The 17,580-nt window shown below is 57.4% G+C and carries 20 protein-coding genes; 12 read left to right on the top strand and 8 right to left on the bottom strand.

Going from position 1 to position 17,580, the window contains the following annotated elements:
- Positions 1 to 6: 6 nt before the first annotated feature.
- The 10 genes from BI364_RS08760 (at position 7) to BI364_RS08715 (ending at position 9,253) form a co-directional block, all read left to right on the top strand.
- Positions 7 to 336, top strand: a complete 330-nt coding sequence (locus tag BI364_RS08760; protein ID WP_197495642.1) for a succinate dehydrogenase — start codon at positions 7 to 9, stop codon at positions 334 to 336.
- 97 nt (positions 337 to 433) lie between these two features.
- Positions 434 to 1,465, top strand: coding sequence for an ABC transporter substrate-binding protein (locus tag BI364_RS08755; RefSeq protein WP_070078415.1), 1,032 nt, complete (start codon positions 434 to 436; stop codon positions 1,463 to 1,465).
- Between the two features lie 79 nt (positions 1,466 to 1,544).
- A complete protein-coding gene (locus tag BI364_RS08750) occupies positions 1,545 to 2,393 on the top strand; it encodes an ABC transporter ATP-binding protein (protein ID WP_197495641.1) in 849 nt (282 codons plus the stop codon).
- On the top strand, positions 2,383 to 3,267 hold the full coding sequence (locus BI364_RS08745) for an ABC transporter permease (RefSeq protein ID WP_197495640.1): 885 nt from the start codon (positions 2,383 to 2,385) through the stop codon (positions 3,265 to 3,267). Before BI364_RS08750 ends, BI364_RS08745 begins: the two co-directional genes overlap by 11 nt.
- The gene (locus BI364_RS08740; protein WP_070078413.1) at positions 3,264 to 4,139 is read left to right on the top strand and encodes a fumarate hydratase; all 876 of its coding nucleotides are present in this window, start codon (positions 3,264 to 3,266) and stop codon (positions 4,137 to 4,139) included. The genes BI364_RS08745 and BI364_RS08740 overlap by 4 nt, the downstream gene beginning before the upstream one ends.
- Before the next feature lie 13 nt (positions 4,140 to 4,152).
- Positions 4,153 to 4,764, top strand: coding sequence for a fumarate hydratase C-terminal domain-containing protein (locus BI364_RS08735; protein WP_070078412.1), 612 nt, complete (start codon positions 4,153 to 4,155; stop codon positions 4,762 to 4,764).
- Entirely contained in the window at positions 4,761 to 6,512 is a 1,752-nt protein-coding gene (locus tag BI364_RS08730) for an L-aspartate oxidase (protein WP_070078411.1), read from the top strand. The genes BI364_RS08735 and BI364_RS08730 overlap by 4 nt, the downstream gene beginning before the upstream one ends.
- Positions 6,509 to 7,447, top strand: coding sequence for a hydroxyacid dehydrogenase (locus tag BI364_RS08725; protein ID WP_070078410.1), 939 nt, complete (start codon positions 6,509 to 6,511; stop codon positions 7,445 to 7,447). Before BI364_RS08730 ends, BI364_RS08725 begins: the two co-directional genes overlap by 4 nt.
- Positions 7,444 to 8,454, top strand: coding sequence for an Ldh family oxidoreductase (locus tag BI364_RS08720; RefSeq protein WP_070078409.1), 1,011 nt, complete (start codon positions 7,444 to 7,446; stop codon positions 8,452 to 8,454). Before BI364_RS08725 ends, BI364_RS08720 begins: the two co-directional genes overlap by 4 nt.
- A 49-nt stretch (positions 8,455 to 8,503) precedes the next feature.
- The gene (locus BI364_RS08715) at positions 8,504 to 9,253 is read left to right on the top strand and encodes a sulfite exporter TauE/SafE family protein (RefSeq protein WP_197495639.1); all 750 of its coding nucleotides are present in this window, start codon (positions 8,504 to 8,506) and stop codon (positions 9,251 to 9,253) included.
- 35 nt (positions 9,254 to 9,288) lie between these two features.
- Here BI364_RS08715 and BI364_RS08710 read toward each other — a convergent pair whose 3' ends face one another.
- Together BI364_RS08710 and BI364_RS08705 are read right to left on the bottom strand one after the other, a co-directional pair.
- A complete protein-coding gene (locus BI364_RS08710; RefSeq protein WP_070078407.1) occupies positions 9,289 to 9,738 on the bottom strand; it encodes a glycine cleavage system protein H in 450 nt (149 codons plus the stop codon).
- The gene (locus BI364_RS08705; RefSeq protein WP_070078406.1) at positions 9,735 to 10,181 is read right to left on the bottom strand and encodes a hemerythrin domain-containing protein; all 447 of its coding nucleotides are present in this window, start codon (positions 10,179 to 10,181) and stop codon (positions 9,735 to 9,737) included. Before BI364_RS08705 ends, BI364_RS08710 begins: the two co-directional genes overlap by 4 nt.
- 141 nt (positions 10,182 to 10,322) lie before the next feature.
- Here BI364_RS08705 and BI364_RS08700 point away from each other — a divergent pair, with 141 nt between their 5' ends.
- Positions 10,323 to 10,607, top strand: coding sequence for a thioredoxin family protein (locus BI364_RS08700; protein WP_070078405.1), 285 nt, complete (start codon positions 10,323 to 10,325; stop codon positions 10,605 to 10,607).
- A 485-nt stretch (positions 10,608 to 11,092) separates the two neighbouring features.
- On the opposite strand, the gene BI364_RS08695 is transcribed toward BI364_RS08700, so the two are convergent.
- The 3 genes from BI364_RS08695 to BI364_RS08685 form a co-directional block, all read right to left on the bottom strand.
- A complete protein-coding gene (locus BI364_RS08695) occupies positions 11,093 to 11,500 on the bottom strand; it encodes a hypothetical protein (RefSeq protein ID WP_070078404.1) in 408 nt (135 codons plus the stop codon).
- Complete coding sequence (locus BI364_RS08690) at positions 11,497 to 12,054, bottom strand: VC1465 family Xer recombination activation factor (RefSeq protein WP_070078403.1); 558 nt, start codon at positions 12,052 to 12,054, stop codon at positions 11,497 to 11,499. Before BI364_RS08690 ends, BI364_RS08695 begins: the two co-directional genes overlap by 4 nt.
- 162 nt (positions 12,055 to 12,216) lie before the next feature.
- Positions 12,217 to 14,820 carry a penicillin-binding protein 1A gene (locus BI364_RS08685; RefSeq protein ID WP_083251535.1) on the bottom strand — a complete coding sequence of 868 codons (2,604 nt, stop codon included), beginning with the start codon at positions 14,818 to 14,820 and terminating at the stop codon, positions 12,217 to 12,219.
- A 210-nt stretch (positions 14,821 to 15,030) separates the two neighbouring features.
- Here BI364_RS08685 and BI364_RS08680 point away from each other — a divergent pair, with 210 nt between their 5' ends.
- Positions 15,031 to 15,435, top strand: coding sequence for a hypothetical protein (locus tag BI364_RS08680; RefSeq protein WP_070078401.1), 405 nt, complete (start codon positions 15,031 to 15,033; stop codon positions 15,433 to 15,435).
- A gap of 131 nt (positions 15,436 to 15,566) precedes the next feature.
- Here the strand turns inward: BI364_RS08680 and kdsB are convergent, their stop codons facing one another.
- Genes kdsB through lpxK form a run of 3 tightly spaced genes read right to left on the bottom strand, consistent with a single transcriptional unit; the run spans position 15,567 to position 17,580 of the window.
- Complete coding sequence (gene kdsB / locus BI364_RS08675; RefSeq protein WP_070078400.1) at positions 15,567 to 16,343, bottom strand: 3-deoxy-manno-octulosonate cytidylyltransferase; 777 nt, start codon at positions 16,341 to 16,343, stop codon at positions 15,567 to 15,569.
- A 45-nt stretch (positions 16,344 to 16,388) separates the two neighbouring features.
- A complete protein-coding gene (locus BI364_RS08670; RefSeq protein ID WP_070078399.1) occupies positions 16,389 to 16,586 on the bottom strand; it encodes a Trm112 family protein in 198 nt (65 codons plus the stop codon).
- Positions 16,567 to 17,580 carry a tetraacyldisaccharide 4'-kinase gene (gene lpxK, locus BI364_RS08665; RefSeq protein WP_156782678.1) on the bottom strand — a complete coding sequence of 338 codons (1,014 nt, stop codon included), beginning with the start codon at positions 17,578 to 17,580 and terminating at the stop codon, positions 16,567 to 16,569. Before lpxK ends, BI364_RS08670 begins: the two co-directional genes overlap by 20 nt.

The following is a 17,580-nucleotide window of genomic DNA, read 5'->3' as shown; positions in this document are numbered from 1 at the left end:
CGGGGATTGCGACGACATTCGAGTTACTGGGCATTCGCGGTCCATCGCGCATCGGGCCTGCTGCTGGGTATTTTCCTTCCCATTCATTTATGGGTGCTGTCCACCATTATCACCGGGGCCAGCGATTCGAGCGGTTCATTGGACTGGGCAAATAATCCGTGGGTCAAGTTTGGCGAAGGTGGCGTGGCCATGCTGCTGGCCGCGCATCTTACGGGTGGTCTGCGCTTATTGGCCATAGAGTTTCTGCCTTGGGGCGACTGGCAGAAGACGGCGATCGCCGTCGCGTGTGGGGTATCTCTCATGATTGCCCTGAGCTATCTCCTGAGGGCGTTTTGAAATCCGTTTCGCAAGCGTTTTACCCGCAAGCGTCTACGGTTACAGGTGAATAGAGAGTGCCGTAGCACCGATCGATGACGAAAAAGGAGGAGTTGCGATGCAAAACCGTAGAAAAGGGAAACACTCACGTGTCACCAAACTCGGATCGGCGTTGATTGCTGGCGTCGTGGCTTTGGGGTTGAGTAGCATATCCGGTGCCGAAACCATCCGATTCGCACAACAATACGGCGTTGGTTATCTGCCGTTGATGGTGATGCGTCACAACCACCTGATTCAAAAGTATGCCGCCGAGGCAGGGATTCACGACGTCAAGATCACTTGGGCGACCTTTGGCGGTGGTTCGGCGATGAACGCCGCGCTACTCTCGGGCAATCTTGATTTCGCATCGGGCGGCGTTGGTCCTTTGCTCAAAATGTGGGATAAGACGAAAGGCATCTACGACGTGCATGGCGTGGCGGCACTCAATAGCCTGCCCAACTTGCTTAACACCACTAACCCGAATGTTCATAACATTACGGATTTCACCAACAAAGACCGCATTGCCTTGCCTGCAGTAAAGGTCTCCATTCAGGCGATCACATTACAGATGGCCGCTGCCAAACAATGGGGCGACAAACATTACAACAAACTCGACAATTTGACGGTATCGATGAAGCACCCAGATGCAATGGCCACATTACTTAGCGGAGGGGGGCAGATTGATGCGCATTTCACTTCGCCGCCGTATTCCATTGAGGAGCTGGCCAATCCTAAGGTACATACCGTTCTGAGTTCCTATCAGGTGCTGGGTGGAAAATCCACATTCAACACCTTGTGGGCTTCGGCCAAATACCACAAAGAACATCCAAAAATGTTCAATGCGGTATTCAAGGCTTTGCAGGCGGCAGATAAATTCATTAAGGATAATCCAGAAGAGGCCGCTCAGATTTATATCGATGAGGCTCATTCAAAACTGCCTAAAAAGCTTATCCTTGGGATTATCACGAATCCAGAAAATGAATTTACAACGACCCCTAAAAACATCATGAAGTACGCGCGCTTCATGTATAAAACCGGCTCCATCACCCATCTTCCAAAATCCTGGAAGGACGTGTTTTTCAAAAACGTCTGGAACGAGCACGGTAGCTGACAGTTGTCGAGTGTTCAATTGTCGTCGGCCGATATGCGGCCGACGACAACCAGCTGCAAACCGAATGCACGAGGGATGTATGGAAGCCATGCTGAAAATGGATGGAGCCCAAGGGAAATGCGGCGAGGTGGAAGACATCCCACCACTGCTGAATGTCTGCGGCACGACGCTTCAATACAAAACCAAAAAGCAGATCGTAACCGCGACCTATCAGGTCGATTTCAAAGTATTTCCTGCGGACAGATTCATTCTATTAGGCCCGTCTGGGTGTGGCAAATCAACGCTGCTCAAGGCAGTGGGTGGTTTTTTATCACCCGTTTCCGGACGTATCGAGGTCAATGGTGCCGTCGTGGAACGCCCGGGACCTGACCGGATGATGGTTTTTCAGGAATTCGACCAATTACTGCCATGGAAAACCGTGATAGAAAATATTCTTTTTCCCATGATTACCAGTCACAAATATAGTCCTGTCGAGGCGCTTGAGCGTGCCGAGCTGTTTCTGAATAAGGTCAATCTTTTGAAATTCAGAGATGCGTATCCACATACGCTCTCGGGCGGCATGAAACAACGTGTCGCGATCGCACGAGGCATGGCGATGGGGCCGGCCATATTGCTAATGGATGAGCCCTTTGCGGCACTCGATGCCCTCACACGGCTAAAAATGCAGCAAGAGTTGTTACAGCTTTGGGATGAACTGCATTTCACGGTGCTTTTTGTCACGCATTCGATTCAGGAGGCGATCATTTTGGGGACTCGGATTTTGGTTTTATCACCGCATCCTGGCCAAGTTCGAGCTGAAATCAATGCCCATGATTTTTCCCATGAAAATCAAACCTCAGACGGATTCAAGGAGTTGCAACAGCGCATTCACGACATGCTCTTTGCCGAGGAGGCAAGTCAGGTGGAGGTCGAGGCGAATGGAAAATAAATTACCTGCTGAGATGCCGCCTGTGCGTGATGAATTTGAACGCACGCCGCAGTCGCTGGGAGAAATTGGCGAGATTGCGCGGACCTTATCTTGGTGGCAACGCATCAAGGACATCACGATTTTGCGGCGTTTGTTTATTCTCGTATTGTTGGCTGCAATCTGGCAAGGATACACATTGTGGCTGCATAACCCGCTGCTATTCCCCACCTTCAGCGCAACCGTCGAGGCTTTCTGGAATGCGCTGGTCAATGGGCCACTGTTACTGAGGGCCTTGAATTCCATAGAAACGCTGCTGATCGGTTACGGACTGGGTGTCCTCATCGCTTTGCTATTAACCACAACTGCGGTGTTGACCCGCTTCGGTGAAGATGTGCTGAGTACCTTGACGGCGATGTTTAGTCCGTTGCCAGCAATTGCCCTGCTGCCGCTGGCATTGATCTGGTTTGGCTTGGGGCAGGGCAGTATTGTCTTTGTATTGGTACATGCCGTGTTGTGGGCCGTAGCAGTCAATATGCTGACCGGGTTCGTATCGGTGAGCGATACCTTGCGTATGGCCGGCAAAAACTATGGTCTCACGGGCTGGCGGTATGTGATCAAATTGCTGATTCCCGCTGCATTCCCGTCGATTCTGTCCGGATTAAAGATAGGGTGGATGTTCGCATGGCGCACGGAAATCGCCGCCGAACTTGTCTTCGGTGCGACTTCGAGTTCCGGCGGCATCGGTTGGTATATCTTTGAAAATCAGAACGAGCTGCAGACTGCTGCGGTTTTCGCCGGGTTGTTGACGGTGATTCTCATCGGTCTGTTGGTCGAGGGCATCGTCTTTAGAACCATTGAGGTTCATACGGTTCGCAAGTGGGGCATGCAGCGATGAAACTCTACCAAGCGGCCGTCGAGGAAGTGGCGCGGGCGTTATATATTCGTGCGCTCAAACAGCTGCCGGACGATATCAAGCACGGTCTTGATCGGCTGACACACAAGGAACGCGACGCGGGCGCGCAACGAGTGCTCGGCACCTTGGTCAGAAATATTCAGGTGGCCGAGGAAACCCGCAATCTTTTGTGTCAGGACACGGGGCTGCCGATCTACAACGTCATCATCGGCCGAGACGTAGAGTTCGATGGCACCGTTATCAAGGCAGCCATCACAACGGGTTGCCGGCGTGCCACACAGGAGCATCCGTTACGTTCGTCGGTTGTGCATCCAATTACGCGTCAGAACAATCACACGAGTACCGGGCGGCATGTGCCGGTGATTCATTTCGATTTTAACGAAACCGTGGAGCGTGTGCGGATCGAAATGATTCCCAAGGGTAGCGGTTCTGAAAATGGCTCATGGTTGCGCATGTGTTTGCCGTCCGAAGGTGTGGACGCGATCAAGACCTTCGTGATCGACCGCGTGCTGGAGGCCGGCGGCAAGGTCTGCCCGCCGACCATTGTCGGCGTGGGGATCGGTGGTACCTCGGATCTCTGCATGCACCTGGCGAAGGTTGCCGCAACACGCGCCCTCGGCAGCCGTTGCGAAGATGAGGAAGGTGCGCAGCTTGAGGCGAAGCTCAGTGAAGCGGTGAATTTACTGGGTATTGGGCCTCAAGGACTCGGCGGCGATGCCACGGCGTTCGCGGTACACGTGGAAACCGCGGCCACACACATCACACTCAATCCGGTGGCGGTCAACATCCAGTGCCACTCGGCGCGCCGTGCCTCGGCGATACTGAGCCCGGACGGCATCGAATTCGGATTCTGAGGAGGGAGACGCCATGGCACATGTCGAACTGACGACCCCGATGACCGAGGCACAGGTCAGGGCGTTGCGTACGGGCGATACCGTGAGTTTGAGCGGGAGTTTATTCGGTATCCGCGATGCCACGCTGATCCACCTGTTTGATCGTGGTCGAGAGACGCGTTTCGATCTCGCAGGGCATGCGGTGATTCATACCGCACCCAATGTCCGGCGTGTGCCGCGCTCATCCGATTACCCGGCAGGTTACGCACCGATCTGTGTCGGCACCACTACCAGCACGCGCATGGAGCGCTTCACGCAGCCTCTGATGACGCGCTGCGGCGTACGAGTGATTATCGGCAAAGGCGGATTGCTATCCGGTTCGCTGAATGCCTTCAGTGATCTGGGCGGTGTCTATCTGGCCATCGTGGGTGGTACCGCCGCACTGGAAACCACCTGGATTGAGGCAATCGAGGATGTCGATCTGGATGACCTCAATCCAGAGAGCCTATGGCGCTTCCGCGTGCGCAATTTCGGGCCGCTATTGGTCGCAATGGACAGCCATGGCGACAGCCTGTACGAACAGGTGCGTTGCGATGCGGCTGCGCAGCGCGATGCGGCACTGGCCTCGATGGGTATACGGACTTGAGGCGCGTACGCACGGATGTACTGATCCTGGGTAGCGGTGGGGCAGGTTTGTTTGCGGCCTTGCACGTGCATCGCGAGGCCCCGGGCACGCGTATCACTGTTGCCGTCAAGGGGCTGTTGGGCAAGTGCGGTTGTACACGCATGGTACAGGGCGGCTACAACGCCGCGCTGGCGGTGGGTGACTCCATACCACGCCACTTCATGGATACCCTGGAAGGCGGGAAATGGATCAATAACCAGGAATTGGCGTGGGCATTGGTCTCGCACGCACCGCTGAGATTGCGCGAGCTTGAAAACGAGATCGGCTGTTTCTTCGATCGTAACCCCGATGGCACGCTGCACCAGAAGGCCTTTGCCGGGCAAACCTTTGACCGTACCGTGCATAAAGGCGATCTGACCGGCATCGAGATCATGAATCGGTTGACGGAGCAAGTCTGGGCACGCGACATCGAGCGTCTGGAAGAACATCGTGCGGTTGCCATGATCCCTGATGCGACCGGCACGCGAATCGCTGGCGTCCTGTTGATCGATATGCACACGGGTGAATTCGTGTTCGTGCAAGCGCGCGCGGTGCTGCTCGCGACTGGCGGTGGGCCGACCATGTACAAATATCACACACCCTCTGGCGACAAGAGTTGCGACGGCATGGCGATGGCGTTGCGCCTTGGCTTACCGCTGCGCGACATGGAAATGGTGCAATTCCACCCCACCGGACTGTTAGCTGGCCCTGACACACGCATGACGGGGACGGTGTTGGAGGAAGGATTGCGTGGTGCAGGAGGCTACCTGCTCGGGGGTGATGGCGCGCGTTTCATGCAGCGCTACGACCTTCGCGGCGAGCGCGCGACGCGCGATGTGGTGAGCCGTGCCATCTTTGAAGAAATTCGAAATGGCAACACCAGCCCGAACGGGGGCGTATACCTGAGCATGAGCCATCTCGGTGAAGACAATGTACGCAGGCAATTTCGCGGCATGGTCAAACGCTGTGCCGATTGCGGATTCGATCTCGCCGGCGGTCGTGTAGAAGTCATTCCCACGGCACATTACATGATGGGTGGCGTTGAATTCACGGTCGACTGCACCACCGCCCTGTTGGGTTTGTTCGCTGCCGGGGAGGATACCGGCGGCGTTCACGGCGCGAACCGTCTCGGCGGTAACGGGGTGGCCAACGCCACCGTATTTGGCGGTCTGGCGGGTGACAGCATCGCACGCTATCTCACGGAATCCGATCCGGAATGGCAAACGCCAGACGAAGAACGGCTGGCGCAGGAATATGCCGCAGCATGCACACCGCTGGGCCTACCGCCAGGAGACATCGAATCCATCCGCGAAGGCGTTTTCGACACCTTGTGGGAGGATGTCGGCATTTTACGCCACGCCGATGGGCTTTATCGAGCGCTCGATCGCTTGGATAAATTGGAAGCGCGCCTTGCACAGACCGGCGTGGATGGCAGCGATCTGGCGTTCAATTTGACCTGGCACGATTGGTTGAATCTGAGAAATATGTTGCTGGTCAGCCGCGCAATTACGACCTCGGCACTGGCGCGAGAAAATTCGCGTGGTGCCCACTTCCGCGAGGATTTTCCGGGCCCCGGAGAATGGGAAACATCCAGTTTCAATCGCCTGCGCCTGCAAGCCGATGGGCGGCTACGCGTCGTTCAAGTCCCGGTCGAATTTACCCGCGTCAGACCTGGATTCACGCTACTTGAGGATGCGGATGGCGAGCCGGGGGCGGTATCCGTGCCATGAGCGACGTCGTCATCAGCGAATTCATGGATGGTGATGCGGTCGAAGCGTTGCGCGCGCGCCTGAAGGTGCGTTACGAACCGGATCTGGCTGACCATCCCATCCGTTTGGCGGATTACCTGCACGCGGCTCGGGCGTTGATCGTGCGCAATCGTACGCGTGTCGATGCAAAACTGCTGGCGACCGCGCCGCGCTTGCGGGTAGTGGGGCGCCTCGGCGTTGGGCTGGACAACATCGATCTAGACTATTGTCGACATCGCGGCATACGCGTACTTCCGGCCATCGGTGCCAATAATATCGCGGTTGCGGAATACGTCATCGCCACGATGCTGATTCTGGTGCGCGGCAGTTTTGGCGCAACCGGAGCAATGCTCACTGGCCAATGGCCGCGCGCCGCACTCGTTGGCGGCGAAGTCCAAGGTCGCGAGTTGGGTCTGGTAGGGTTTGGCGGCATCGCGCGCGCGGTGGCATGCCGTGCGCGCGGACTGGGGCTTGTGGTACGTGCATTCGATCCCGGCCTGAATGCCGCTGACAGTGTCTGGGCACAGCATGCGGTTGAGCCGGTCGATTCGCTTGCGAGTCTGCTTGCTGGGTGCGATGTGTTGAGTCTGCATGTTCCCCTGAATGCAGACTCTCGCCATCTTATGGGTACGCAGGAATTGGCGTTAATGCGTCCCGGGTCAATCCTGATCAATACCGCCCGTGGCGGTGTCGTTGATGATGCTGCCCTGAGTGCAGCGCTGCGCGAAGGTCGCTTGGCTGGAGCCGCGCTCGATGTCTTCGAAACAGAGCCTCTGTCGGCTCACTCGATGTTCCATGATTTGGAAAATCTCATACTGACACCCCATATTGCCGGCGTCACGCGCGAATCGAATGCTCGCGTCAGCCGCATGATCGGTGAGGCGGTGGTACAAACCCTGGAGGAAGGACCGGCATGACCCGCCTAGCTGAAGAATCCCTGACTACGCTGGTAACCCGTGCATTGATGAATGCCAATACCAGCGAAGCAAACGCGCGTAGTGTCGCAGCTGCGCTGGTGGCCGCCGATATGGATGGGCTCGCCTCGCATGGCGTCTCGCGTCTGCCGTCATATGCCGATCAGGCGGCAAGCGGCAAGGTAGACGGACATGCCCGCCCGCAGATCGAATCACCCGCCGCGGCAGCCCTGTGTGTGGACGCACGCTGCGGATTCGCCTACCCAGCCATCGGAATTGGTCTTGATGCAGCGCTGGCACGCGTCAAGGAAACTGGCGTGGTCGCGCTCGCGGTACGCAATTCTCATCACTTCGGTGTGGCCGGGCATCATGTCGAACATGTAGCGCAACGTGGCGTAGTCGCACTGGCATTCGGCAATTCACCGGCAGGCATTGCACCTTGGGGCGGATCGAAGGCCGTTTTTGGCACCAATCCGATTGCCTTCGCCACACCGAGGCAGCGCCAGGCGCCGTTGGTCGTCGATCTGTCGATGAGCAAAGTTGCGCGCGGCAAGGTGATGGTGGCGCGGGATCGCAATCAAACGGTTCCCGATGATTGGGCACTGGATGCGGCCGGGCATCCGACCACGGACCCCGCCGCAGTGCTCGATGGTGGCACGATGCTACCGATGGGCGATGCCAAGGGCGCAGCCTTGACTCTGGTCGTCGAGATATTGGCCGCCGGTCTGACCGGATCTCACTTCGGTTTCGAGGCTAGTTCATTCTTCACCGCGAACGGTGAGCCGCCGAGAGTAGGGCAGTTGTTCATTCTGATCGACCCGATCAAATTCGGGGGCGAGGCTTATCCGCACCGCCTGGAGCAACTGATGGAGGCCATCGTTTCCCAACCGGGTACGCGTTTGCCCGGTGAGCGGCGTTTGACTGCTCGGGCACGACATCGCGCCGAGGGCATCGAGGTGCCCGACGAACTACTCGCCGACATCCGCAGGCGCGCGAATATCAGTGTTTGACTCGTTCGGCGCGGCTCTGCTGAGTTGCTGCTGATACGGTATGCCCCTCATGGATCTGTCGCCCCCTATGATCGCCGCAATCGCCTTGGTGCTCGTCTGTGGCGGCTTCATTAAAGGGGCGATTGGCATCGGCATGCCGGTGTTCGTGGTTTCGGTTCTCGGTGGCTTCCTGACACCCCATACAATCATCGCGATTCTGCTCGTACCTATCGTGGTGGCCAATCTCTGGCAATGCCTGAGTAGCGATCACCTGCGCTGGGCTCTTGCGCGATTTTGGCCACTCATACTGGCATTCGGTATCGGCACCGTCATCGGGGCGCAGTTGTTGGTGAGTGTGCCGACTCGCGGCTTGTTTGTGTTGCTGGGATGTGTGGTGCTGGGCTTTTGTCTGACATCATGGCTGAATCCACATCTACACCTTCCATCTCAATATGAGCGCGGGGCAGGGCCGGGCGTCGGGCTGTTTGCCGGCGTTCTCAACGGCGTTTCACTGATCAACGGGCCCCCGCTGATTTTGTACCTGGTCGCGCTCAAGCTCGATCGCGAACGCTTCATCGGCGCCTATGGATTGATTGCACTTTGCGGATCGATTCCGCTGAGTGCCTCGTTGATCGGTCTGGGCATAGTCTCTGTCCCGCAGTTATGGGGATCAACGCTGGCATTGATACCAACACTGTTCGGCATTGCCGTGGGTCAGTGGCTACGCCAGCGTATCGATCAAGCGCGTTTCCGCCAGCTGCTCCTCGTAGCGTTGGTCTTTCTGGGCACTAATCTACTCAGACGTGGATTAATGGGCTGATTTGAGCGATCTTATTGCCGATTTAATTCAATCTATCAACTAGAACATCTAAGACACTGAATATCATACCTTTCTATCCAAACCCTAAGCGCCGCCTGCGCTTCCTCGCCGGTATGCAGGCTTGTCAGCGCTTCCTCCGCCCCAGCAATCGGCTCTAGGCGTGCGATCCAAGCGTCACGGTAGGGATCGATATTGATCAAATGGCCGTCTTCCAGTACCGCCTCATTGCGTTCCAGGACACGCGCCTCGAATGGAATTGGTACGCCGCCAGCCCATTTGCCACTTTCCAGCGTGGCAACGTGCCGCCCAGCCAGCAGGGTAGTGCCTGGTTTCTTGATCCGCGCGCGTAAAATACGCCCGGCAAAAGTCTGTGCAGGGTCGGTGATGCCAACCGTCAAACTGCCATCGGCCTCAGCGCGCACCCATACATAATCCAGATCGTAATACAGATCTTCCGGTAATTCGCAGCCGTGGTAGGTGCTCATCTGCCTTCCTCCAGCGCACGGGCGGCATCTATGCCGACAGTCTCCAAAGGTGCGGTGGGTTCGAAGTAGGGAAACACATCCTTTTCCTCGGTTTGGTGATGATCCGCGATGATCCGCAGCAGCGTTTCCAGGGTGTCGTTGAGGGATTCTTCGTCGTGATCGGCTATCGCATCCGCCAATTCATCGAAAAACACCGGCAACTCAAGATGCCGTTTGCGCAAAAAAGCCAAGGTGCGCCGACCCTCATCATCGGTCTGAGACTCGAATGCTGGGTAAACTACACGTTCCTCCACATCGATATGATGTAGCAGATGGGCCTTCTGGGATTCGACCACACTTGCAGCCATACGCCATTCACCTTGCGCCGCGTGTTGGCCGACGTTTTTGAGCCGCGTTTCCATCTCCCGATGTTCACCCAAAAAAGCCTGATCGAAATGTGTCATGAACGGTTTTCCTCGTGGGGGCGTGTCTGCCTCAAGCAGACAACAGCGCCTTCGAGTTTGCCTTGATATGGATCAAGGCAAACAGTCTACTGATGTAGAGACAATGACTTAGTGAACAAATCTGAGCGGGGACCGACAGACATGAAAGTACAGTTATTGGTTTCGCAATGGTGCCCGAGCTGCCCACAGGCAGAACGAGTCTGGACACAAGTTGCCAAGGAACATGACAACGTGGATTACGAGGTTTTGGATGTCGGCATCAGGCCAGGTCGGGACATCGTAGCCAACCTGATGATACGCAGCATACCGGCCACCGTGATCGAGGGTAAATTGTACGGGGTAGGTGTTCCTAGCGTGGCCGAAGCCAAGGCGTTCCTACAAAGCGCCTCGCTTGTTGGCACTGCGGGCACAGCAAAAACGGGGTGATCACACGACAGCGCCAGCCATCATTTAACATAATATTCATTACACGAAGTGACATACAGACCTCCACTTGTCAGTGGATGCCTGCGACCTCCAAAGTCCCGTATATGTAACACGGGACTTTTGTCCCACGGGTGAGACTTTTGGTGTTGTTCGATGGGCTCGGCGGATGGGCATACTGTCCTCGAAACCGGACCTGTTGACCGTCAACCGGACAGATTGTCCGGCCAAACTCGACAGCTTGTCCATCGGACAGCCTGCCGACCGTAAACCGCCTGCCTCGGTTGACCTTATGTCAACCGCCCGGCTTCGGCGGCCAAGGGCGCGCAGGCGCAGCCGCGCCCGCCGCCGCCTTTGCTCGAGCCTCCACCGCTCGCCCGTCGTAATCGCACTGGGTTGATTCATGATGCTTATTGCTCCTGTCTGCTGTTGGGGGTTCGCGTGCCGGTGGGCACGAACGGGCTTTGCTCGTTCGGGAACGCTGGCCATCAGTCCCGCCGGGCCTCACCGTTGACCGCCGGCGGGTCTAGCTCGACGTGGTTGAACAGCTCATCCGGCCGACAATTGGTGTACTCCGCCTCCCATTTTTCGTAGGGTCCATCCTTTTCGATCTTGAGCCACCATCCGCCTTCCTTGCCGTAGCCGCTCCACTTGATCGCTTCGATTTGCCCTCGACTGCCAACCGGCCACATCTCGTGTACCTCGCGCGATCGGTAGTCTTGGTCTTCATCCATCCAGATCATTTTGCCGAACTGCGTATCGTCTACCGGCTTCGTGATCGTGAAGTGCAGCCCGACATAGACCTTGAGTTCTTCAAAGCTGCGGTTGAAGCCTTTGGGGATCAGGGCCAGTGGGGTCGTGTCGCTGGTGCTGTCCGCGTTGGGTGTGCCGTTCATGTCCGTGCCTCCGTCGTCGGTATCCTGACTTGCTGCTGCTGGAACTGCTGCACACCCGCGATCAGGTAGCGCAGCCCCTGCCCGATCTGCTCGCTGCTCTGTGGGTGGTGCTTGAGGTGTTCGCTGTAGGTCAGCGAGAGCAGCAGTCCGATCAGGTCGAGCTTGCCCAGCAGCTTGAGGTGGTTGGCCAGGCGTTCGTCGATGCCGCCCAAGACGTCCGAGGGCTGGAAGTGGTGTTGTCCGGTCTTGGCCTTGCTCAGGGCTTGCAGATACGTCAGAGAGCGGATCTGGCCGGGTGTGAACCCCTCGTTCTCCGGAGACCACAGCTTGCCGTCCTTGAACCCCCAGCCTTCCCAGTCCTTGACCAGTGGTAGGCCGTCGGTGACGGTGCGGAACCATTGCCATGCAGACGTCGGCATGGGGCTTTCTCCGCGCTCCCAGCGCCGCCACGTGCGCAAACTGACTCCGGCTATCTGGGCGGCCTGTTCTTCGCTTAAACCGGCTGTGAGGCGCCTTTGATGGTGGATTTGGTCGGCATTGGGCGCCTTATTCATTATGCGAAGTGACATACAGACCTCCACGTGCCAGTGGATGCCTGCGACCTCCAAAGTCCCGTATATGTAACACGGGACTTTTGTGCCATGGATGACACTTTTGGTGTTGTTCGATGGGCAATCCGGCCAAAAGCGCCTTTGAATCGCCCTTTGGACGAGGCCTTAAAAAAGCGGCCCGTTGTTGTTTTGCGTGCTATTGCCGTTGCCGCTTTTAGGTGGGTTTTGCAGCGGGGCGTTGCCGAACTGTTGCAGGAAGCTGTTGTTGGCGTTGCCCGAGCCGGTACTGGTGGTGCTGGGCGGCATGTTCATGCTGGCGTTCGGGCCGAAGAGTGGGAATTCCGGGACACTGGCCGGAGGCAGAAAACCGGATAGGAAGTCGAATACCTGGCCACCTTCGGATTCGAGGGTGCCTGTTTTCGGGTTAATGCTGGCCTGGGTGATGTCCTGTGGTTTGAAGAATGGGTAATCGCCCTCTTCCGCCAATGCGGACTTCATGAAATGAATCCAGATAGGGAGTGCCTCGCGGGCGCCGGCGGCCCAGTGACCCATGGGGCCATTGTTGTCGTAACCGACCCACGCGGAGGCGATGTAGTGGCGCCCGTAGCCTACGAACCAGGCATTCTTTTCGTCATTGGTCGTGCCGGTCTTGCCGGCCAGATAATGTCCGAGCGGTTTGGCGGCAATTCCGGTTCCGTTTCTGATGACGCGTTGCAGCATGCGTGTCATCAGGTAGGCCACGCCGGGCGTTATTACGGGTTTATTGGGTGGTTGTGTGACGCAGAGCGTGCAATTTTTGAGTGGCAGCGCTTCGCCGTCGGCCTTGATGACTTTGGTGATCAGGTAGGGATTGATGAGAAAGCCGCCATTGGAAAACACGGCATAGGCTCGCGCCATCTGCATCGGCGTGACGTCTGCGGCACCGAGGACGAGCGAGGGTACGGGGGGGAGTTGTGTATTCTTGAAGCCGAATTGTTTGGCGTATTGGATCGCATACGGGATGCCGACGTGCATCAGAATACGCACACTGGGCACGTTGATGGAATCTGCCAGATCCTTCCACAGTGGGATGGGTGTGTCCGAGAAGGTTTTCTCGTAGTTGGTCGGCTTGTAATAGGTCCCATTGGGCAATTTGATTTTGAGCGGTGTGTCGGCAATCAGGGAGATCGGCGTCAGATAGTTTGATTTGCCATGTGCGAGAAGTTCCGGGCCATCCAGCGCAGCGGCATAGACGAAGGGTTTGAAGGAAGAGCCCGGCTGGCGGTATGCATAAAGTGCCCGGTCGAAGTGACTCAACGAGTAACTGAATCCACCTGCGATGGAAACGATGGCACCAGTCGAGTTGTCCATGCCAACCAACGCGCCTTGTACCTTGGGTATTTGCGTGAGCTGCCAACCGGCTTCGCCGGGTGCGGGTGTTTTCCAGACGGCGGTGCGCCAGTCTTCCCCGTTCGCAGGCCAACCGGGATTCACATAATGCCGCAACCACACGAGATCGCCGCGCTTGAGCAGCTTGGCCACATCGACTTGGGGTGATTTTTTCGCGTTTGGAGCGCCCGCAATCCAAGCCACGCCACGCTGTCCGAGGTCAATACTCTCCTGCCCTTCCAGGGAGATTTTCGCGTGGCTCCGCGTTGTGGACAAAACCAGTCCCCAGTGAAGATTAGCCGGGTCTTGCGGCGGCAAGACGGTGGGGCGCACACCGTTGAGTGCCTGTGTGATCTGCGTTTCGTCGAGGTGCGCGACTGGGCCCTGATATTGTTTGGGATCCAGGCTGTCGAGCCCCATTGAATAGTTCTCGAGGCCGGTAGCCACGGCCTCGTTTGCAGCGCTCTGTAATCTGGGCACGATGGTCGTATATACGCGCAGCCCGGTGCGATAAGTCATGTCCGCGCCGTATTGCGAAACCAACCATTGCTCAATCCATTGAGTGGCATAACGCGCGATATTGCGCCCCTCGGTGTGGTACTGGGCCGTCAGCGGCGCGGCTTCCGCCTCTCTGGCTTCTTGTTGCGAGATGTATCCATGCACGAGCATGCGCCCAAGGACGTAATTGCGGCGTGCGCGGGCATCTTTTGGGTTGGCCAGGGGGTTGAAGTACGCGGGGGCGGCTGGAAGTCCTGCCAGCATTGCCATTTGCGGGAGGGAAAGTGCATCAACCTGCTTGCCGTAGTAGATCTGTGCGGCGGCACCAATGCCGTAGGCACCGTTACCAAGATAAATCTTATTCAGATATAGATCTAGGATGTCGCGATGGCTGAAGTGCTGGGTGAGTTTGTAGGCCAGCAGAATTTCGCGAACCTTGCGGGTGATCGTTTTCTCGGGTGAGAGATAGAAGTTACGGGCGACCTGTTCTGGGATGGTGCTTGCGCCCTGCACTGGCGCAAAATGGATCAGATCGATCCAGGCGGCGCGCAGGATGCCCGGAAAGCTGACCGGGTAATAAATTGGGTTATTGCTCCAGAAGTGTCCGTTTTCGGCCGAGACGAAGGCATTGCGTAGCTGGTCGGGAATCTGCTGTGACTGCAAGGTGTCGCGCAGGCGCGGGCCGTCAACGGACAAGAGCTGGCCGTTCGCCGCGTAAATACGTAATGGCGTCGCTGGATTCCAGTGCTTGAGCTCTGCCACCGATGGCAATGAGTGCCAGAGATAGATTAGCCACGAGCCAACCCCCAGCGTGCCGAATACCACCAGCAACACTACCACTTGCCCCGTGATACGCCAGAAACGGCCCTGCCCGCGCGTACCGCGGTTGTGTTCGCGTCTCATGCCTCCCTGCCCTTTTGCCTCGACTTGCACGTGCACTGGCACGCGAGTTGGTTGGACACGATATTTGGTGTCAGGTTCAGTCGGAGTCTGCGCGTATCGATTGACGCGTTGGCGTTTTATACAATTCGACACGCGACAGAAACGTGAGGCTATGATTAGTGTGCCCGAAGGCAGAGACCCTCGCGGCCCACTGGAATGGAGGCGTAAACCATGAAAAAAAACAGTCTATTGGCTACTCTCACCGTGTGTGCGTTCACACTCGGATTCAGCGCCAACGGCATGGCTGCCGGCAATGCCCAACAGCAAATTGACAAGGCGTTGCTGCACGCGGATTTTCTCATCAAGGCCGATTCGCTGGCGCACATGCATATGCACATGCACCACATCCTTAACTGCATGGTGGGTGAACACGGCAAGGGATTCGATCCCAAGGCGATGAACCCCTGCAAGGGCCTGGGTGATGGTGCGATCCACGATGAGGCGTCGACCGCCAAGCGCAAACTGTTGGAGCAAGTCGATCAGCTGGCAAGCATCGGTGTGACCATCGACAATCCTTCGGCGGCACACGATGTCGCATTGGCGATGCACGGCCTGCTCAAAGAGGCGGCAAAGTAAACATCGGCTAGCGCCCCGTCGGCGTAACTGCAGCGGCCGGGCCTGACCCGACCGCTGCGATCATCAGACAAATTAATTTATATAAAATACTAACTATTCAAATATTTATTGTTTGTTTTTGAGGTGAATTATCACTCAGGGTGCGTCATTGATCCGGTCTTTTGTGCCATGAGGGCCGCTACGAGCTTCAAATCCTCCGGTGTGTCGACGCCATGCCCCGGTACTTCAACGGCCTCGGCCACGTGAATGCGCGCGCCATGCCATAGCACGCGGAGCTGTTCGAGCTTCTCGATGGATTCAAGCTCACAGGCGGGTAGCGTCACATAGCGTCGCAGGTAACCCGCGCGATAGGCGTACATGCCTACATGGCGCCAACCGATCGGCGTCTCCTTCGCTTCGGCACCGATCACATCGCGCTCCCAGGGAATCGGTGCGCGACTGAAATACAAAGCGTAACCCGCTGCGTCACGCACGACCTTGACCGTGTGTGGATCGTTGAGTTGCGCGGCCGAATGGATCGGCGCACACAGCGTGGAAACGCTGGCCTCTGGGAAATGGGTCAAATCCTCAGCCACCTGGCGAATAATCGCCGGCGGCGTCAATGGTTCATCGCCTTGGAGATTGACCACAATATCGTCGTCGCTCCAGCCTCGTGTGGTGGCAACCTCCGCGAGTCGCTCGCTGCCGGAACGATGCGTCGACGAAGTCATGACCACGGATGCGCCGAAACCCTCACAGGCCTCTGCAATACGGGGGTCGTCAGTTGCAACCAGAATCTCGGCTGCTCCAGAGGCCACCGCGCAATCATGCACGTGTGCGATCAACGGCCGCCCGGCCAATGGCAACAGCGGTTTGCCAGGCAACCGAGTGGAAGCATAACGCGCGGGGATCACGACGCGAAAACTCATGGGAATTGGCCTCAGAGCGCAGGTAAGATCATGTGGATTCCGTTCTCATCGCTGGCTTTGGAGCGCTTCCACCTCTTCCTGGCTCAAGGGGCGGGCCTCATCTTCCAGCATGACGGGGATGCCTTCGCGGATGGGATAAGCCAGACGAGCGGATTTTGAGATCAGCTCTTCGCGTTTTTTGTCGTAAATCAATGGCCCTTTGGTGACTGGGCAGACGAGGATATCAAGCAGTTTCTTGTCCATCACATACTCTCCTGAGGCGTTCGCTGAAGGCATCGATCCAGGCCTGCTCCGGGGCGGCGTCAGCCGATACGGTCCAAACCTGCGGCGAGGCGAATGATCGGCATTTTACGGCATCCTTCTCGGTCATGAGCACGGCACGTGTATCGCCGAAGTCGATATCCGCGGGTGCAATTGGGTGATGGTCCGGCAGGGGATGGCGAATCACACGCAGGCCAGCCCGCTCAAGGGCCATGAAGAAGCGTTCCGGATTGCCGATGCCAGCCACGGCGTGCACCACCTCCCCTTCGAATTCACGTAAGTCCCGCATGTCGTCGTCACGTGTGGGACCGACGCGTCTCGCCGTGGCGCTTAGCGCGAGCGTCAGGCCATACTCTCCCGGTTCTGGCTTACCCTCGGTGACGACCACAAAATCCACTTCGCTCAAACGGTCGACGGGCTCACGCAGAGGGCCAGCGGGTAGGCAGCGGGCATTTCCCAGTCGCCGTTTGCCGTCGATCATGGCGATTTCGATATCGCGCGACAGGCGATAATGCTGCAGTCCATCGTCGCTGATGATGATGTTGCAATCGCTGGTGTCGAGCAGCAGGTGCACGGCAGCCGCGCGGTCGCGGCAAACGACCACGGGCACGCCGCTGCGATGGGCAATCAAGAGTGGTTCATCGCCCACCTGTGCGGGATCATCGTTCGTCAGCACGGTATGTGGACATCCGCCGCTGGCATGACCGCCATAACCGCGGCTGACCACGCCGGGCCGCCAACCCTGCATGCGCAACCATTCGACCAGCCAGATCACCATGGGCGTTTTGCCGGTGCCGCCTACCGTGATGTTGCCAACCACGATCACCGGCACGGGCCAGCGCGGCGGCGGTGCCTCCAAAAATCGCTGGCGTCGCCGCCTTGCCTCACGCGCATAGAGCCAAGAGAGGGGTGACAACAAACGGGAGAACGCATTGTCATAGCGCCAAAGAGCTTGAACTATCTTTTGCAACAACAT

It is taken from the genome of Acidihalobacter yilgarnensis, from assembly GCF_001753245.1.
Lineage (GTDB): Bacteria > Pseudomonadota > Gammaproteobacteria > DSM-5130 > Acidihalobacteraceae > Acidihalobacter > Acidihalobacter yilgarnensis.
The sequence above is the reverse complement of the archived record's forward strand: the minus strand, read 5'-3'. Positions and strand labels throughout refer to the sequence as shown.